The following is a 17,128-nucleotide window of genomic DNA, read 5'->3' as shown; positions in this document are numbered from 1 at the left end:
CCAGAGCGATGCATATGCAACCGCGGCCATGATGCCGAAGACCACAATGTCCGTGAAACTGATCAGCGGAGCCCGATCGCGGAGGCGAGCGATGCGGCGGCGAGAGGGGAAAGTACCGCGATAATTCCGGCGGTGAGGGCAAGTTGACGACTACGGTTTTCGATGACCGGTTTCAGGCAGAGAAGCAACGCCATCAGCGCACTCAGAACTCCGAACGCGTACCCAAGCGTCGTAATGAGGATCGCGGCAGAGTCGCCACTTTCGGCACTTTCTGCGAGGCCCGAAGTCCCCGCCACTGTGCTCGCGAGAGCAGTAAACGTAACTGTTGCCGCGATGGCGAGTGCCATGCACAGCCACGCCCGTGGCCGCCGTGACGAAGCCTGCACGGCTTCGATGTCCTCAGTATGCGTCATGGTTGGTGTCCTTATCGGTTGATTTCATGAGCTTTTGTTCGCAACGTTCAGCATGAGTCCGCGATGAACAGCAGCCGAAATGAGATTCTGTTCATCGGCTGAAACCTCGCTGCGGACCAAAGCAAAGGCGGCACCGGGCCTCGCCCAGGCGGCATAGGCGGCTCTCAGGGCCGTAGACGGCGCGTTGTAAGTCCCCGTTGATCGCTGCGTCACGAACGATCGTTCTTCAACATGGCCACTGAGCCCGGTCTGAACGTCGAGAGTTTGGCTTCAGGCTTCGGAGAGCGCGAACAAGTGTTGCCGGAGCGCCTCGCGTTCGACGCTATCGAGGTACGCGGTCCCCAGGCAGGCGACTGCTCCCTCGGCAGCGAGCCGAACGGTCAGCCAGACGTGCGATTCAATGCCGTCTTGGTTGAAAGTGTTTCGCCACTGCTGTGCGTCTTCCTCGAAGACCTTCTGCGCCTCCTCGAAGTCGCGGTACACCGTCAGTGCCACGAAGTGCATGATTGCGGTCGCTGCCTCGGAATCCTCACCGAGGAGTGCACGGACGTATGCGCGGAGCAGACGTCCGGGTCGCTGGTCGGCGGGTGTGAGTTGGCGGATCACGCTCTCGCGCAATCGCACAGCGCTGTCTTCGCACATGGCGACGGCGAGGTCCTTCTGTGAGCGGAAGTGGTACAACAAGCCACCTTTGGACACTCCGGCGGCTTCGGCCACAGCGTCCATTGACGCTGGCCTGCCGTTCCTTGCGAGGAGTGTCACGGCCGCGCCGACGATCGTTCTCCGGGTTTGGTTGGAATCGCTCCGAATTGATTCGTCGTCTGATCGTCTCATGCGTCAACTATACCGTCTAGACGGTTATGCTATACCGTCTAGACGGTTGTTTCTTTCTGATTGGAGTATTCTTGCCTGAACTCAGCACACGCCACCGCTGGGTCATCCTGGTTCTGGTGTCGCTCGGCCTGCTGATGGTGGCTCTCGATAACTCCGTGCTGTACACGGCGTTGCCAAAGTTGACGGAGGACCTGAGAGCGTCCTCGTCCGAGGGCTTGTGGATCATCAACGCGTATCCGCTTGTAATGGCCGGCCTGCTGCTCGGAGCCGGCACGCTAGGTGATAAGTACGGCCATAAGCCGATGTTCATCTGGGGTCTTATCGTGTTTGGGATCGCCTCGCTGGTCGCTGCCTTCGCGCCGACCGCTGCGATCCTGATCACTGGGCGTGCGCTGCTTGCGGTTGGAGCGGCGATGATCATGCCGGCAACGTTGGCACTGATCAGACAGACGTTTGCCGACGCCCGCGAACGCAACATGGCTATCGGGGTTTGGGCGAGCGTGTCGCTCGTTGGGCCTCAGTCGGCCCGGTGGTCGCCGGCCTCTTGCTCGAGCACTTTCACTGGGGCGCGGTGTTCCTTATCAATATTCCAGTTGTCGTGACCGGGCTCATCGGCGGAGCACTCGTCGTACCCGCATCGACCGCTCACCAGGAAACCCCTTGGGACGCGCTGTCATCACTGCTCTCGCTCGCCGGGCTCGCCGCCCTAGTCTTCTGTATCAAGGAAGTCGCGAAAGCCGATCGCAACTGGGTGGTCGTCGCTGTGACGCTCGTAATAGCCGTCAGCAGTCTCGCCCTCTTCGCGCGACGGCAAGGCAAGCTTGCGCATCCGCTGCTCGACTTCACGATCTTCCGCTCACGCGCGCTCAGTAGCGGTGCACTGGCCGCAGGTCTTGCTATGTTTGCGATCGCCGGGCTTCAGCTCATTACGACGCAGCGCTTCCAGCTTGCCGAGGACTACACGCCCCTGCAGGCTGGCCTGCTCGTGACCTGCATTCTCATTGGCGCGTTGCCGGCAAGCCTCATCGGCGGCGCGGTCATGCACCGTACTGGCCCCACCCCTCTCATCGTGGGAGGACTCACCACCGGCACCCTCGGTCTGATCGGAGCACTTTTCGCGCTGCCGCACGGAGTTGTCATGTTCGGTAGTGCGCTCGGCGTCACCGGAATAGGCCTCGGCGCAGCAATGACCGCAGCTTCATCGGCAGTGATGGGCAACGTGAACGCGAACCGAGCTGGAATGGCGTCGTCGCTCGAGGAAGTTTCCTATGAATTCGGTTCCCTCACGGCGGTCGCAGTAGTCGGGAGTGTCTTCACGACTCTCACCGCCTTGATGGGCATGAGTGACGCATACAACGTTGCTGCCATCATCTGCTGCGCCGTGATCGGCGTTGGCGCGATCGTCACAGGTCTGCTGCTTCGCGGCGTTAATGTGAAGCAGGAGCGTTAGATGTACTGGTCGGGAACGTTGATCAATCGTGAGAATGGCGGTCGGTGGTCGCAAGATGTGTGAAGACGATGCTGATTGTGCCGGTGTTCGGGTTTCGAGCGGCGCACCGCTTAGTCTGGCTGTGAAAACAGCGAGATCTGCAGATCGCTCTTGGAGGATTTGCACGTAGCCCCGAAAAGGTCAATCTCCTTCTCGCGCTGCCAGGACGCCGACCTCATCATTGACACGTCACAGGGTGGGGTTGACCTGTACGGGCGTCTGCTGTGCCACCCCAGCACCGGCCCCGGAAATGTGTCCGAGCAGCTCCTGGAAACAAGGGCGGGAGGTAAGTGCACGTACTCGAAGCCCTGCAGTGTCTAGGCAGAGCACTGCAGCGCTGAGAGCACGACGCGTTGCTGGGGGAGCCCGCGCTTGACCAGTGAGGGCGGCTTGCTGTCAGTGATGCGTGTGGGTACGCGGGTTTTCGAACGACATCTATATGTTTCTGCAAGATGGAGCTCTCAGAGCAGGCACCGACTGCGGCTTCGCAGTTGACTATCGCAGCGAGGCAGCCATCTTCCAGACGGGCGGGCGCCCGGCACTTTCCGTGTTCTGGGTGATCCTGAAGCCGTGCCGTTCGTAGAGGCGCACGTTTCGCCGGTCGGAGGTTTCGAGCGCGATGATGGATCCGCCACGGGCTCGGACCGCGTCTAAGCCGAACGCGAGTAGCGCTGATGCTCGTCCCTGTCCTTGCTGCTCTGGCCTCACGCCCAGTGTTTCGAGTCGCCACGCGCCCGCAGGGGGCTCCGACTGAATGAGTCGGTCGAGGCGGTCACCGTGTAAGGCAATGATCTGCTCGACCGTGTGCTCTTCGGGTGCTGGCGCCGATGGTGGGATGAGCGCGATGACCCCGTCACCAGTAGCGGTCACTCCAACAATGCCGTGCTGATGGGCGTAGTCGAGGTACAACCGTTGGAGCGTGAGCAAACGCGCAGCGTAGTCGGTGGTTGGGATCACGTATCTCGTCCAGGCGTAGTCCTCGAACGCGGCAGCGAGGGTTTCTGACGCGGCCTCAAGGTCCCCCGCGCCCGCATGCAGGATCGGAATCTTCATGGCTTACTCCTTTGCGATCCACCGTCGTGTTGCTGACCGCCGGCCTCGATGATGGCTTGCAGGGTGGCTAAGTGTTGGGCGAATGCTGCTCGTCCAGCATCCGTGATGGCAACCCATGTTTTCGTGCGCCTACCGGATGGTTCTTTGCGCACCGTCACGAGGTGCGCGGCCTCAAGTGTGGTGAGGGTCTGGGAGAGCGTGGAATCGCTCACCTCGAGAAGATTCGCGAGATACCGAAAGTCCGCGTCTTCCAGCTTTGCCAGTGCTGCGAGCAACGAGAACCTTACGGGGGAGTGGATGAGCGCGTCGATGTCTTTTCGTGGGTGGCTCATCGTCGTGAGCTCGGGAGTAGGCACGCGAGCATGGGGGTGATTGCAATCATGCCGACCGCTACCCACCACCACGGTGAAGACAACCCGAAGAGTTGCAGCGCCGGGTCGAGCATCAAGGTGTACAGCGCGAACCAGGTGGCCAACGCGATCCCCATGTTGCGCAGCCCATTGCGGGGCACTGACTGGCGGTAGCGGAACGCGATCATCCATATCGAGATGGTCGCCACGGCGAGGGGGGCGAACGCTGGCCAGTAGGGCACTCCAGCAATATCGATCGACAGCGTGAAAGCCAGCGCATATGCAGCCTGAAGGAAAACGAAAACTCGGAACCAGAGCGTTGCTCGCCGCGCATCTCGTGCAGCCTTCTCGCTGGCGATCACCATCTTGCGTGCGTCATCTATAGAGATATGATTCGTGGACATGAAAACACTTTATCATACGTAAAGTTAAGCGCTGTCCCTCCGGTATTGCTCCCGCGTTGGCGGTCCAGATTGCATTGAACGAGGGCGCTTCGCGCGAGCTGAGTGCTGGATGCAAGGCGGTCCCCTGGTGGGAAGTGGCTTCTCTGCTCACGTTTGAGCGAAATAACACGTGGTCCCGCGGGAGGTCAATCTCCTTCATGCACTGCATCGAATGTTCCAGAATTCTGGTGTCGTCCCGGCCCACCGTGTACCCCATACATAAGCCTGGGAACGACGAAGCCGCCCCTCTCAGAACTTCGGGAGGGGCGGCCTGTTTTGCCGTTTAGATCAAGTCGGGGTTGTTCTTCGCGAACCGCTCCGCGATCTGGAGTATCTGCAGCGTTTCCCGCTGTCACGACGTGGGGTGCAGTGTTGCGAACTCTCTCACTCCGGCACGCTGGGGTCCTTACATGCTCGACTCGATGCCCGAGATGAACGGCAATAGTGTGCGTTCGATGAGCGGCCGGCGTTCTGATTGGGGCAGCATGAGGCATTGCACCGTGACTCCGTCGATCATTGCGAAGAGCTGCGACGCCGCATGGTCTGAGAGGCTACGGCTGATGAACCATCGCCGAAGTTCTTCATCGAGTTCAGCCGAGGCGGCAGCGAGCTCCGGGTCGGCAGCTGAGATCGCGGCGTAGGCGAGCCAGACTCGAGCGCGGCGCTCGCGTCGATCGTCCAGGGGGAGCCACTGCTGCACGAAGTCCATGAGTGTGACGGGCTGCGCGGCGACCACGTCCGCGAGAAACTGCTCTCCCGCGTAATCGAAACCGGCCCGCACCAATTCGCTTTTCGTTCGGTAGTAATACTGCACTTGTGCTGGGGATACACCCGCCGCCGCGGCAACCGTACGGACGCTGAGGGCTCCGACGCCTTGCTCGGCGAGCACAGTCAGCACGCCGTCGAGTAAGTGGGGGACTGTCATCAGTCTCGTGTTCGTCGCGACCCGACCATCGACCACGTGGTCGCCACGATCTCGATCAAGCCGAGCACTGCGAGTACCAGGCCGACTTGTCGCAAGCCGATGACAGGGGTTTCGACGTCAAGAAAAGCGAAGAACATCACCAGCCCCCCGACGATCATGACTACACCGACAACGAATGCCCACGTGTGCTTGCTCATAACTTCCCTCATCTCAATACGAATGTACAATACGACCGTATAGGCCGGCCTGATGCCCTGTCAAGGCAGGGCCAACGGACACTCGGAGTAACCCACGCGTGCGGTGTAGGACGCCGGCGATCGCACCGTCCGAGAAGTCGCCGACACCTTCGGCGTCAGCCGCGCAACGATCTACCGTCACCTCGGGGCAGAACCGAGCAGAAAAGACGGTACGAAACCGCTGAGCTAATCGAGCCAGGCAACTTCCTCGACGCAGAACTTCTCAGGGAGATGGCACGTCGTATCCGCGTGAATCACGAGAGCAACGTAGGCGGCCGCCACGACCATGCCGATCGCGATCAGCACGCTGAACAACCTCTTCACGTTCACCTATTTATTGATCGGAGCGCACATCGTGCGCCTTGAGGAGCCGGCACAGAGGCCGGCTCTTTTCTTCTCGGGCTACGCCCGTTTTTTTTGCAGTGAAGCCTTCGGCAGCATACGGCCACTTCGCGTTCCACCCAACCGGCCGCACCCCCGCTTCGCGGCGTTGCTTGACGGTACACCCTCGCGTGTCTGCGCCACGCAGGGTTGCCCCTCCGGTCAGGCTGCACGCTGCGCGCCTCCGCAGGCACATACGTGCCTTCACGGCAAAAAAACGTGAGGGAGGAAATCACGAACAGCGCGGGGTGCCGCGTCTCGGTCACAGGAGGCACGCCATGAACACCATCACTGTGTACACGAAGCCCAGCTGCGTGCAGTGCACCGCGACCTATCGCGCTCTCGACAGCAAAGGGATCGTCTACGACGTCGTGGATCTCTCGGCCGACGAAGCCGCACTCCAGACCGTCAAGGAAATGGGATACATGCAAGCCCCAGTCGTGGTTACCGACGACGACAACTGGAGTGGGTTTCGACCCGACAAAATCGCCGGACTTGTCGGCTGATTGAATCATGACATGTGCCCCCGCAGCGGGTAGCTCACCTGAAGAGCAAAGGACAGCGATATGAAACGTCAGACAGACAAGCCAGGCGTGTGGATCGCGCAAGCGAGCGACGAATTCGAGGGCCGCATTTTGGGAGTTTTCGCCACAGATGAGGAAGGGTACGAGCTCGGCGACCTCGACCTCTTCCCAGATACTGGGATGGCGTTCGTCCCGATTGGATATCGCGCGGGATACCGCAGCTCATCCAGTTCGGTGCGGCCCCCTCAAGTTCGCTGAGCAGTAGGTAGCACGAGGGCAGGACCCGACTGGTTCCTGCCCTCAATTGTTCGGCACCCCGTTCAGTCGAGGAGTTCAGCGAGCAGCGTCTCAATGCGGTGCTTGATGTCGTTGCGGATCGGGCGCACGGCGTCCAAACCCTGCCCGGCGGGGTCGTCGAGCTTCCAGTCCTCGTACCGCTTGCCGGGGAAGATTGGGCAGGCGTCGCCACAGCCCATCGTGATCACCACATCGGAGTTCTGCACGGCCTCCGATGTGAGGATCTTGGGCTGCTCGGCGGTGATATCAATGCCCTCCTCTGCCATGGCTTCGACGGCAACCGGGTTGATCTGCTCTGCGGGCATGGACCCGGCCGAGCGCACCTCGACCCGACCTCCTGCGAGATGGCGGAGGTAGCCCGCGGCGATCTGGGAACGGCCAGCGTTGTGCACGCAGACGAATAGCACGGAGGGCTTCTGATCAGGCATGTTCAGTTCGCTTCTTTCGTTCCGATGGTGAGGGTCGTGAGTAGTGCGCGGACGCGGGCTTCGATGTCGTCGCGGATCGCCGCGACCCCCTCCGGGGAGGCAAGGGCAGGGTCGCCCACGGCCCAGTCCTCGTAGCGGACGCCCGGGATGATCGGGCACACGTCCCCGCACCCCATCGTGATCACCACATCGGCGGCACGCACAGCGTCGTCGGTGAGCGGCTTCGGGAACGCCGCCCCAGCCTCCGGCTCGCCCTCGATCTCGGTCAGCAGAGACCGCACATGCGGGTGCACGTCGGCCGCGGGGGACGACCCGGCGGAGCGTGCGATCACGGTGCCGGCAGCGAACTGGTTGACCAGGGCGGCGGCGAGCTGGGAGCGGCCGGCGTTCTGAACGCATACGAACAACACCTGCGGTGTTCCCGCCGCGCGGTCCCGGGTGAGATCGGCCAGCCGCTGTCTCGCGAACCGCTCGGTGAGCGGGATCATGTGCCGGGTCACTTTCGCGGAGCGGACGAGGCCGGCGTAGGACTCGCGGACGATCGCGACCACCAGGTCCCGGTTCAGACCGGTGAGCTCGTCCGCGAGTTCCTCGGCGAGGCGGGTGACGCGAGCGTCCATATCGCGCAGCGCCTCTGCACGCCCGGCGTCCTCGTGATCGGGGGTGCCGAGGACGGTGGCTGGGGCGAAGGCGTCGAGCAGCGCGGTGACGGCGGCACGGCGGGTGGGGACGATGCGGTACCAGACCCAGGTGCCGCGCCTGTCGGCGGTGAGCAGCCCGGTGTCTTTGAGGACTTTGAGATGGTGGGAGACGGTGGGCTGGGACACGTCGGCGAGTTCGGCGAGGTCGCACACGCACGACTCGCCGCGCGGGTCGGACGCGATCGCGGAGAGCATCCGCAGCCGCAGCGGATCGGCCAGCGCCTTCAACGCGCCAGCCACTGCGGCGGCTGCTTCGGTCCCGATCGCGTGCGTCACCGACGGCGCGCACGCCTCCGTCTCATTCAGCAGCAGGGTGTCGGTCATGAGGTCCTCGATCCAGTCGGCACAGCGGTCGACGTGTAGGGGTCGGTGTGGAACCAGGCGCGCGCGGCCCAGAGGGAGACGTAGACGAGACCGACGAGCACGGGCACCTCGATTAGTGGGCCGACGACACCTGCGAGGGCCTGCCCGCTCGCGGCGCCGAAGGTGCCGATCGCGACCGCGATAGCGAGCTCGAAGTTGTTGCCCGCCGCCGTGAACGCCAGCGTCGTCGACCGCGCGTAGCCCAGGCCCAGGGCCCTACCGAGCAGGAGGCCGGCGAACCACATCAAGCCAAAGTAGATGAGCAGGGGCAGCGCGATCCGGGCCACATCAAGCGGATTCGACGCGATCGCGTCGCCCTGGAGGGCGAACAGCAGCACGATCGTGAACAGCAGCCCGTATAGCGCCCACGGCCCAACCCTTGGAAGGAATGTCTCCTCGTACCATTCCCGACCTCGGCGCTTCTCACCGATCCAGCGGGACGCGAACCCGGCGATGAGCGGGACGCCGAGGAACACGAGCACGTTGAGCGCGATCTGCCACACCGAGATCTCCAGCCCCTGGGTGTCGAGGCCCAGCCAGCCGGGCAGGACCGTGAGGTAGAACCAGCCCAGCACGGAGAACATCACGACCTGGAACACGGAGTTGACCGCGACGAGCACCGCGGTCGCTTCGCGGTCGCCGCAGGCGAGGTCGTTCCAGATCACGACCATCGCGATGCACCGGGCCAAGCCGACGATGATCAGGCCGGTGCGGTACTCGGGGAGGTCGGGCAGGAAGATCCAGGCGAGGGCGAACATGACCGCGGGGCCCGCGACCCAGTTCAGCAGCAACGAGGAGACGAGCAGGCGCTTGTCTCCGGTGACGGCCGCGACCTTGTCGTAGCGGACCTTCGCGAGCACTGGGTACATCATCACCAACAGGCCCAGTCCGATCGGCACGGAGATCCCGCCGACCTCCATCGCGGACAGTGCGTCGGAGAGCGCGGGAACGAAACGGCCCAGCAGCAGGCCCGCGACCATCGCGAGCCCGATCCACGCCGGCAGCCACTTGTCCAGCGTGGACAGCCGCCTCGGGGCCGCCGTGACGGGGGCAGTGTGCGTCTGGGTCATGCGAGCAGCTCCTCGATCTTCGCAGCGTAAACGGGCTTCGGGTGCGCGCCGATGAGCACGTCCACCCGTTCCCCGGCCCGGTAGAACTCGAGCGTCGGGATCGAGGTGACCCCGGCCGCGGTCACGGCCTCCGGGTTCTGGTCGGCGTCGATCTTCACGATCTTCACCCGGCCCGCGTACTCCTCGGCGAGTTGGTCGAGGATCGGGGCGATAGCCTTGCACGGCCCGCACCACGCCGCCCAGATATCCACCACGACCGGCAGCTCGGACTCGATCACCTCGCTCTGGAACGTCGCGTCGGCGACAGGGGTGACAGTGTTCATGCGGAGACCTCCAGAACGGGCGCCGGCTGAGCGGCGGGGGCGAGATGGGAGAGATAGTGCTGGGCGTCCTGCGCGGCTGCACATCCGGTGCCCGCGGCCGTGATCGCCTGCCGGTACGTGTGATCGACCAGATCACCGGCCGCGAACACGCCCGGCAGGTTCGTCGCCGTCGACGGATGCGCGACCCGCACATACCCGTCCGGATCGGTGTCGACCTGCCCGGTGATGAGCTCGGAGCGCGGGTCATGCCCGATCGCGACGAACACCCCGGCCGCCTCCAGCACCCGTTCGGCACCGGTGACCGTATCGCGTAGCCGCAGCCCGGCCACCCGGTCGTCACCGAGTATCTGGGCGACCTCGCTGTTCCAGGCGATCTCGATCTTCGGATCGGCCAGAACCCGCTCGGCCATGATCTTCGACGCCCGGAACACATCGCGACGGTGCACGAGCGTGACCTTCGACGCGAACCGCGTCAGGAACAGGGCCTCCTCCATCGCGGAATCCCCACCGCCGACCACAGCGATCTCCTGGTCGCGGAAGAAGAACCCGTCACACGTCGCGCACCACGAGACCCCGTGCCCCGACAAGCGCTCCTCCTCGGGAAGGCCGAGCTTGCGGTACGCGGACCCCATCGTCAAGACCACCGCTTCCGCCCGGTAGGTATCACCGCTGCCGGTCGTGATCGTCTTCACCGGGCCGGTCAGGTCCAGACCGGTCGCGTCATCCATCAGGATGCGCGCGCCGAACCGCTCTGCCTGTGCCCGCATCGACGCCATCAACTCCGGCCCCTGCACACCATCGATGAAGCCGGGGAAGTTCTCCACCTCCGTCGTCGTCATCAACGCTCCACCGGCGGTCACCGACCCCGCCACCACGACCGGGGCCAGCCCCGCCCGCGCCGCGTAGATCGCCGCCGTGTACCCCGCAGGGCCAGACCCGACGATCACCAACTCCAGCACTTGCATCGACATGTCTCTATATTGACATCCATCGAAACAGGCGCGCAAGGCCGGAGCAGGTGTCGGAGCGAGTGTTCATCCGCTGTTCAATCGCGGTGTGCGCTCGGGGTGCGCGGTTGGAGGCGACTCGCCGCGATCGGCGGTTCGACCGGACGGGGTGATTCGAGGGTCGTGGCCGAGTAGCGCAGCATGGTCTCAATGGTCGATGCCGAAGAGGGCGCAAATGCCTGACGTCGCCACGGGCCTGTTCGACTTCGTAGAGAATCCGGTCGGTGCTCGGCGCCTGCGCGGTCACTCCGGCTTTCTTCCGGGGGAAAGTCCGGGCCGGGTGGTGAGAGCCTGGGCGCGATCTGGATGGTGACGAGGGGTAGGGGTACTTCGTTTCTGGCCATCGCCTGGTCCGGTTGTCGACCGCGCGCTGCACCCCACGAAGTGAGCACGCTGAGCGGTGACTCGACTGGCATGTGAACTGTGCGAGCTGTGCTGAATAGCTCGAGGCGGATCGTGATGGGGAAGTGCGCTGAGTGCTGCGTCTCGGTGTGAGCCCCGAGATCCCATGCAGCGGATCATCACCGGGGGAGTACCACCAGCAAGGAGACGCAGATGCCCGAAAACGTGAACGCCTATGACTCCGGTTACCGGCTCGAACCCAAGCCCTGGTCGACCGGCGACGGCGCCGCCTCGGACGACTACGGCAAAGTCGATTTCACCAACGAATCCGGTGAGACGGTCTTCACCGGATGGATGCAGAAAACCGAGGCCGGCTACATCCTCCGCGTCGACGAGCACCAGGACGTCAAACTCGGCTTCGAGACCAGCAGCCAACGGCACGCGCGCGAGGCGGCGATGATGCTGCTTACTGAAGAGCTTCAGGTCATCACCGCGCGGCACGAGAAAGCCGTCTGAATGTACGAAGATGATCCCGAGACATTCGGCGCCGGCCGCTACATCATCGAGAACACCGCGGGGGATCGCTGCCTTGCCGTGACTGAACATTACCTCGGTACTGATTCCTCAGACCCTGATCGCATCCCGAATTCGTGGGAAGTCGACCACCACACCCGGCCTCACACTGATGCCCGGTGGGAGCTGCGTGGGACGCGCACCTACGAAACGGACGAAGTCGAAGCACTCATCGAATTCACGGCCGACTGGGTGAAACGTCGTGCCCGCGAACAGTCCACCCACGATGCACTCCACGCCCCCGCGCAGGCATCGCAGCACCAGCAGCAAGCGCATTCGGCTAGGCCGACGTGCTGAGAACAGCGAAAGCCCCACTTCAGAGCACCCCGGCACGGTTTCCACCGTGCCGGGGTGCTCTGATCTACGTAGGACCGTCTATTGCGAGGGTCTTTCACCTCAACCCAGCTGAGTCCTGAGTGCTTGTCGTATTCGCGAGTATCTTTTCCTCGCAGCATCAGGCTTGAGGCCGAGTGTGGAGCCCGCGTCCGCAATGCTGAACCCCTCCCATGCGACCAGAAGCAGTAGCTCTTGATCCTTCGCACCCAGACGTCCGATCGCGTCAGCGAGCAGTGGGTCTTCAGGTATTGCAGCGTACTGTTCAGAGGCCCCGAGCTCGGCCTTCAAACGATCAGCGATCTCGTTGTGCCGGATCCTGCCGCGCCGACTGCGCGCCAGGACATGACGCGCAATTCCGAAAACGTACTGCCGAAATCGCACGGGATCAGAAGGGACTTTCCGCGGAGATCGAAGAACCTCTACGAGCGTGTCTCCTGCAGCGTCCGATGCATCGTCGAGATTACCCAACCGTCGATTGAAGTACCCCACGAGTTCGGGCACCATCTTCGACAGCGAGTCTTTCAGGATGTCAGTCGTCGAAACGTCCTGGAATGTGGCGCGCCTCACTCATCGCCTGCTTCCGGAGCGGCCACACGTGCACCTGACAGTATTTCTCCGCTGACGTCTGAGTAGTCTTTGCCATCTGAGAAGTCACTCCACTCGTGGTAAATGGCGTACGCCTGAGCGGCTTCGTAGTCCCCAGCTGCAATGAGGCGTCCCCACTCGTGCATCTGCTCCAGATAGGCCCCTCGCGTACTTGCCGCTTCAGCGGGCCAATCAGCTGACTGGCCGAGCACCAGTCCCGCTTCGCTCATCATCGCCTCATCCTCGCGGTCATACGCCTCGAACCAGGCTGTAAGCCATTCTCGTCGTGCCTGGTTCTCGAGCATGATGTCGACGACGAGACTTTCAGCCGCGACTTGCCCGCTGCCGCCCAGATCGTTTGAGGCGATGTACGCGTCCTGATCGAACCTGCTGAAGAAGTTGGCGAGTGCGTCATCCCACGTGACACCGTCTGGAAGGGGGATATCTCGGGGCGCGCGGGACGCGATGTACTGGTCGAGGTCGCTGGCCCCCATGTCGATCCACTCTGCCCCCGGTGCTCCTTCACTGCCGGGGTCGAAGACGCCTAGGTCGGAATCGTTTTCCGTCTCATCAACGGGGGATGAGGCTCGCTGTTCCTCGCTCGCGTTGAATCGTCCTGTCTGTGCCTGAAACACGACGTTCGCGACAGCCGCGGACGGGACCCCGAGTGCAATCACTGCAGCCAGCGACCCGATGAGCCCAATGCGGATCCGCTTCTGACGAGCCCGCGCTTCAACCTCGGCACGGTTCACGAGCTGCCTGCAAGTGCTCTCACTCATTTCTGGGGTGAGGCGCGCTTGACGCCGCAATCGGGCATCAATATCCGCATCCAGCTGTTCGTTCATGACTCACTCCCATCGCCTTGTTATTTACTACCTGTACCGACAGGGCAGAAACGTGACAAAAGAATCGAGACTTCGATATTTGTCTTGATACAAAACGCCGAGACCTGCTGTGGGGTTGGGCCATCCAGCATCCGTACGCTCACATCGAGCGACGTTTCATGGGATCAGGCATACAACGGATGAGACTCTCCCAGAGGGCTGATCTATGGTCGGGAGAAAGCGCAGCTTCACTACCTGATTAGAAAGTGGCACGAGTCATTTCGCAAACCTCTAGCTCGACTGGTTCCGTTGGCGGAGGGTCCACAGCAGTCATCTGGTTGCTATCCGGACTCTCCGCCATCGCGGCAGTAATTTCCCCGTTCTGGCTTGTAATGAACGGGGATTTCGCTATCTATAACTGGCAGATCATTGAGCTGCCAACGACGGATGAGGCGGAACAAGCTATCAGTCTCATCGGTGCCGTCGTTGCGCTGACGATGTCTGTGATCGCATGTGCAATCGCCGCAATACGCACCATACTTCTGCATCCGATTTTGCTCATTGCAGTACCAATTTTTGCGATACTTGCTGGATTACTGCTCGGGACGATCCTTAGCCGAACCACGACATGCCAGCCGTACTTTGCGATCACAGAATGCCAGCCCTGAACGGGAACGCAACTTCGTAGGCAGGTGTCCGCATGGGTGAACGTACGCGCCCGCGAAGAGTTTACCCACGATGCGCTGCACGCCCCCCACCGCTCAGGTCTCGCAGCACCAGCAGTAGGCGCCATCGGCGGATCCGACGTACTGAGATCAGCACTCGTCAATTTCGCAGAGCGCCCCGGCACGATTGGCACCGTGCCGGGGTGCTCTGGTTTGCGTGGGGGATCCTCCTACCGTCCCCTCCGTACGCGTCCTTCGTCCCACACGGGGACGTCGGACTCGGTGACTTCGCCGTCCTGCCCGAAGATGAGGAATCGGTCGAAGTCACGGGCGAACCAGCGGTCGTGGGTCACGGCGAGCACGGTGCCGTCAAACGCGCGGAGTGCGCGCTGAAGAGCCTCCGCCGAAACGAGATCGAGGTTGTCGGTCGGCTCGTCCAAGAGCAGGAGGGTGGCCCCGCTCAGCTCAAGGAGCAGGATCTGGAGCCGCGCTTGCTGCCCGCCGGATAGCGCTTCGAACGTCTGCTCCGAGGCCTCGGCGAGCTCGTAGCGGGCGAGCGCCCGCGCCGCCTGCTCGCGGGGGAGCCCCTGTCGGTGATCATCGCCGCGGTGGAGGATGTCGAGGAGCGTGCGTCCGGCCAGGTCCGGCCGTCCTTGGGTCTGCGCGAACCAGCCAGGGCGCACACGGGCCCCGAGTTTCGCGGTGCCCTCGTGGAGCACCGGTTCGATCACCACATCGTTTCCGGGCAGATGCTCCGTTTCGGGGTCGCTGCCGCCCGCGGCGAGCAGTCGAAGGAGGTGGGACTTGCCAGACCCGTTGGAACCCAGGACGGCGACCCGGTCGCCGTACCAGACCCCGAGATCGAACGGGAGCATCAGCCCCGTCAGCTCGAGCTCGCGGCACACGATGGCTTTCTTGCCCGTGCGCCCGCCCATGAGTCGCATCACGAGATCCTGTTCACGGGGTCGCTCCTCTGGCGGCCCTGCCGCTTCAAACCGGGCGAGACGTGTGTGTGCGGCCCGGTACCGGCTCGCCATATCGGCGTTGTAGGCAGCCTTGTCCTTGTACATCTGCACGAGGGTCTTGAGCTTCTGGTGTTCCTCGTCCCAGCGCTTCCGAAGCTCTTCGAGTCGGGCAAAGCGGGCGTCCCGAGCCGTGTGGTAGCTCGCAAACGAGCCGGGATGCGTCCACGCCGTATTGCCTGCGGCGCCCAGCTCCAGCGTGACGATGCCGGTAGCGCTGCGCGCGAGCAATTCGCGGTCGTGGCTGATGAACAGCACGCTCTTGTCTGAGGTGCGGAGGCGGTCCTCCAACCAGCGCTTTCCGGGCACGTCGAGATAGTTGTCCGGTTCGTCGAGGATGAGCACGTCATCGCCGCCGCGCAGCAGCGCCTCGAGAGCGAGCCGTTTCTGCTCGCCTCCCGACAGTGAGGTCAGCGCTCGATCACGGCATCGATCGAAGGGGATGCCGAGCGCTGCGATCGTGCAGACATCCCACAGCACCTCCATCTCGTAGCCGCCCGCGTCGCCCCATTCGGAGAGCACGCGAGCGTAGCTCATCTGGACGGCCTCCTCACGAAGTGGATCGGTGTTCTCGAGCAGCGCGTCTTCTGCACGCTGCACCTGCTTCGCCGCCGTCCGAACGATTGCGGGCGCGAACGAGAGCAAGAGCCCATGCACAGTGCCCGACGCGAAGAACTGCCGCATCACGCCGACGGTGCCGCCGCGGGAGACGACGCCCTCGTCGGGGGTCACATCGCCGACGATGATGCGGAGGAGCGTGGATTTCCCCGCGCCGTTCGCGCCGATCAGGCCGACTTTCGCGCCGTTGCCAACACGGAATCCGACGTCGCTCAGGAGTGGCCGGCCATCGGGCAGCGTATAGCTGATGCCGGTGAGTTCGAGGTGGGACATGTGGGTACTGCTTTCTTCCCCGGAATGGAGGGGACGAGGGGTCCGGTGGGAATGACTTGCGTGCAGAAGGCACCGTTCCGCTCGTTGGGTCGCGTGCGCGTGCGGCGGGCTGATCCCGAATCGTCCGGGATCGCCGAGCATGCGGCAAGAAGAGGGTGGCCACGAGGCCTCCTGTACGGCGAGTTCCGAGCGATGCGAGCGATCGGAGGTGGTCTGACGGGGTCAGGAAGGGTCAGAGAAGACACCCTCCGGGGAGAACCCTGCGCGGATGAGACGCAGGCCCGTTAACCAGACGACAGGCGGTACACAGAACGACCATATCGCGAACGTCGGTTCGATCGCGAGGCGCCATGTCCACTTTGGGAACGACGGTCGGGTCGCTTCCGGCTGCAGCCGCCGAGTGATCCGTCGCGGCGGAGAACATTCATTATCGTGTTGTGTGACCAATTGACAAGCTGGCATCGCGGTCGCTCCTCGCACTTCGTGGTGACGAGGCGCATCGTCGAAGCGACCCTGCCAGACACCAGAGCGCCCTGCCACGGTTATTACCGCGGCAGGGCGCTCTCTCAGGGACGAGAGTGTCCCAGTTCCTTCTAGAACGGGTTCTCCGTGCCGATGTTCTGATCACCTGGGTCAGCGAGATCCCGGAGGATATCGTCGACGGACGATTCCTGGTGCTCGATCCAGAACTTCGCCCGATTGATCCTGCGCGCGAGCGTCGTGACTTTCTCGTCGCACTCGTCCTCAGTCATCCGTTCTGACTGCACGAGCTCCTCGTACAAGAGCCGCAGTGCGTCGTAGCGCAGTTCGGTGCCGTAAGGGATCTGCTCCTCAGAGCCCTGCAGCGGCGGCATGTTCATTCGCTGCGCATCATCGAGGGCGGTTCGCAGACGAGCCGCGCGCGGCCTTCCCTTCCGCGGAAACGGGCTTTGCCCGCTGCCGAGCGGCGGACGATGGCGTTGCATGGCCTGCAAAAGGAGCCAGTAGTTCGCGCCGGAGTGCATCCCGAGGGTCTCAGCAAGAATCCCCGGGGGCTTGGAGGGCGTAGACGTG

At 63.1% G+C, this 17,128-nt stretch carries 23 protein-coding genes and 1 pseudogene; 7 read left to right on the top strand and 17 right to left on the bottom strand.

The annotated features are described in order from the left end of the window. Positions 1-62: 62 nt before the first annotated feature. Positions 63-413, bottom strand: a complete 351-nt coding sequence (locus JE033_RS01565; RefSeq protein ID WP_200329009.1) for a hypothetical protein — start codon at positions 411-413, stop codon at positions 63-65. 270 nt (positions 414-683) lie between these two features. Further along, positions 684-1,247, bottom strand: coding sequence for a TetR/AcrR family transcriptional regulator (locus JE033_RS01560; RefSeq protein ID WP_200329007.1), 564 nt, complete (start codon positions 1,245-1,247; stop codon positions 684-686). 71 nt (positions 1,248-1,318) lie between these two features. Between JE033_RS01560 and JE033_RS14580 the strand changes: the two genes are divergently transcribed. Together JE033_RS14580 and JE033_RS14575 are read left to right on the top strand one after the other, a co-directional pair. After that, a complete protein-coding gene (locus JE033_RS14580) occupies positions 1,319-1,849 on the top strand; it encodes an MFS transporter (RefSeq protein WP_234037047.1) in 531 nt (176 codons plus the stop codon). Further along, on the top strand, positions 1,819-2,697 hold the full coding sequence (locus JE033_RS14575; protein ID WP_234037046.1) for a hypothetical protein: 879 nt from the start codon (positions 1,819-1,821) through the stop codon (positions 2,695-2,697). The genes JE033_RS14580 and JE033_RS14575 overlap by 31 nt, the downstream gene beginning before the upstream one ends. Before the next feature lie 534 nt (positions 2,698-3,231). On the opposite strand, the gene JE033_RS01550 is transcribed toward JE033_RS14575, so the two are convergent. The 5 genes from JE033_RS01550 to JE033_RS01530 all read right to left on the bottom strand — a co-directional run bounded on the left by JE033_RS01550 (position 3,232) and on the right by JE033_RS01530 (position 5,704). Then, complete coding sequence (locus JE033_RS01550) at positions 3,232-3,789, bottom strand: N-acetyltransferase (RefSeq protein WP_200329005.1); 558 nt, start codon at positions 3,787-3,789, stop codon at positions 3,232-3,234. After that, the gene (locus JE033_RS01545; protein WP_234037045.1) at positions 3,786-4,064 is read right to left on the bottom strand and encodes a transcriptional regulator; all 279 of its coding nucleotides are present in this window, start codon (positions 4,062-4,064) and stop codon (positions 3,786-3,788) included. Before JE033_RS01545 ends, JE033_RS01550 begins: the two co-directional genes overlap by 4 nt. 53 nt (positions 4,065-4,117) lie before the next feature. Beyond that, entirely contained in the window at positions 4,118-4,543 is a 426-nt protein-coding gene (locus tag JE033_RS01540) for a hypothetical protein (RefSeq protein ID WP_200329001.1), read from the bottom strand. 445 nt (positions 4,544-4,988) lie between these two features. Next, entirely contained in the window at positions 4,989-5,507 is a 519-nt protein-coding gene (locus JE033_RS01535) for a TetR/AcrR family transcriptional regulator (RefSeq protein WP_200328999.1), read from the bottom strand. Beyond that, positions 5,507-5,704, bottom strand: a complete 198-nt coding sequence (locus tag JE033_RS01530) for a hypothetical protein (RefSeq protein WP_200328996.1) — start codon at positions 5,702-5,704, stop codon at positions 5,507-5,509. The genes JE033_RS01535 and JE033_RS01530 overlap by 1 nt, the downstream gene beginning before the upstream one ends. A 118-nt stretch (positions 5,705-5,822) precedes the next feature. On the opposite strand from JE033_RS01530, the pseudogene JE033_RS14845 reads away from it, so the two are divergent. Next, positions 5,823-5,933 (top strand): annotated as a pseudogene (locus JE033_RS14845) (hypothetical protein); the annotation flags it as partial. On the opposite strand, the gene JE033_RS01525 reads toward JE033_RS14845, so the two are convergent. Further along, the gene (locus tag JE033_RS01525) at positions 5,930-6,073 is read right to left on the bottom strand and encodes a hypothetical protein (RefSeq protein ID WP_200328994.1); all 144 of its coding nucleotides are present in this window, start codon (positions 6,071-6,073) and stop codon (positions 5,930-5,932) included. The pseudogene JE033_RS14845 and the gene JE033_RS01525 overlap by 4 nt on opposite strands. A 329-nt stretch (positions 6,074-6,402) precedes the next feature. Between JE033_RS01525 and nrdH the strand changes: the two genes are divergently transcribed. Both nrdH and JE033_RS01515 read left to right on the top strand, forming a co-directional pair. Continuing rightward, positions 6,403-6,630: a glutaredoxin-like protein NrdH gene (nrdH, locus tag JE033_RS01520; protein ID WP_200328991.1), complete on the top strand. Its 228-nt coding sequence runs from the start codon at positions 6,403-6,405 to the stop codon at positions 6,628-6,630. Between the two features lie 60 nt (positions 6,631-6,690). Beyond that, a complete protein-coding gene (locus tag JE033_RS01515) occupies positions 6,691-6,906 on the top strand; it encodes a hypothetical protein (RefSeq protein WP_200328989.1) in 216 nt (71 codons plus the stop codon). Positions 6,907-6,968: 62 nt separating this feature from the next. On the opposite strand, the gene JE033_RS01510 is transcribed toward JE033_RS01515, so the two are convergent. The 5 genes from JE033_RS01510 to trxB are packed head-to-tail and all read right to left on the bottom strand — an operon-like array spanning position 6,969 to position 10,801. Continuing rightward, complete coding sequence (locus tag JE033_RS01510) at positions 6,969-7,373, bottom strand: arsenate reductase ArsC (RefSeq protein ID WP_200328986.1); 405 nt, start codon at positions 7,371-7,373, stop codon at positions 6,969-6,971. Positions 7,374-7,375: 2 nt separating this feature from the next. Beyond that, positions 7,376-8,398 (bottom strand): metalloregulator ArsR/SmtB family transcription factor, encoded by a 1,023-nt coding sequence (locus JE033_RS01505; RefSeq protein ID WP_200328984.1) that lies wholly within the window; start codon positions 8,396-8,398, stop codon positions 7,376-7,378. Next, positions 8,395-9,507, bottom strand: coding sequence for an ACR3 family arsenite efflux transporter (arsB, locus tag JE033_RS01500; RefSeq protein WP_200328982.1), 1,113 nt, complete (start codon positions 9,505-9,507; stop codon positions 8,395-8,397). The genes JE033_RS01505 and arsB overlap by 4 nt, the downstream gene beginning before the upstream one ends. Beyond that, a complete protein-coding gene (gene trxA, locus JE033_RS01495) occupies positions 9,504-9,830 on the bottom strand; it encodes a thioredoxin (protein WP_200328980.1) in 327 nt (108 codons plus the stop codon). The genes arsB and trxA overlap by 4 nt, the downstream gene beginning before the upstream one ends. After that, positions 9,827-10,801, bottom strand: coding sequence for a thioredoxin-disulfide reductase (gene trxB / locus JE033_RS01490; protein ID WP_200328978.1), 975 nt, complete (start codon positions 10,799-10,801; stop codon positions 9,827-9,829). The genes trxA and trxB overlap by 4 nt, the downstream gene beginning before the upstream one ends. A gap of 591 nt (positions 10,802-11,392) precedes the next feature. Here trxB and JE033_RS14570 point away from each other — a divergent pair. Further along, complete coding sequence (locus JE033_RS14570; protein ID WP_234037044.1) at positions 11,393-11,695, top strand: hypothetical protein; 303 nt, start codon at positions 11,393-11,395, stop codon at positions 11,693-11,695. Further along, positions 11,696-12,049, top strand: coding sequence for a hypothetical protein (locus tag JE033_RS14565; RefSeq protein ID WP_234037043.1), 354 nt, complete (start codon positions 11,696-11,698; stop codon positions 12,047-12,049). 99 nt (positions 12,050-12,148) lie between these two features. Here JE033_RS14565 and JE033_RS14860 read toward each other — a convergent pair whose 3' ends face one another. The 4 genes from JE033_RS14860 to JE033_RS01465 form a co-directional block, all read right to left on the bottom strand. Continuing rightward, positions 12,149-12,592: an RNA polymerase sigma factor gene (locus JE033_RS14860; RefSeq protein WP_370567932.1), complete on the bottom strand. Its 444-nt coding sequence runs from the start codon at positions 12,590-12,592 to the stop codon at positions 12,149-12,151. Positions 12,593-12,651: 59 nt separating this feature from the next. Then, the gene (locus tag JE033_RS01475; RefSeq protein WP_200328974.1) at positions 12,652-13,518 is read right to left on the bottom strand and encodes a hypothetical protein; all 867 of its coding nucleotides are present in this window, start codon (positions 13,516-13,518) and stop codon (positions 12,652-12,654) included. Between the two features lie 874 nt (positions 13,519-14,392). Next, on the bottom strand, positions 14,393-16,075 hold the full coding sequence (locus JE033_RS01470) for an ABC-F family ATP-binding cassette domain-containing protein (RefSeq protein WP_200328971.1): 1,683 nt from the start codon (positions 16,073-16,075) through the stop codon (positions 14,393-14,395). Between the two features lie 593 nt (positions 16,076-16,668). After that, entirely contained in the window at positions 16,669-17,079 is a 411-nt protein-coding gene (locus JE033_RS01465; protein WP_200328969.1) for a hypothetical protein, read from the bottom strand. Positions 17,080-17,128: the final 49 nt, after the last annotated feature.

The sequence above is a fragment of the Leucobacter sp. L43 genome, assembly GCF_016597785.1.
Taxonomy (GTDB): domain Bacteria; phylum Actinomycetota; class Actinomycetes; order Actinomycetales; family Microbacteriaceae; genus Leucobacter; species Leucobacter alluvii.
This window is presented reverse-complemented; position numbering and strand designations above follow the sequence as displayed.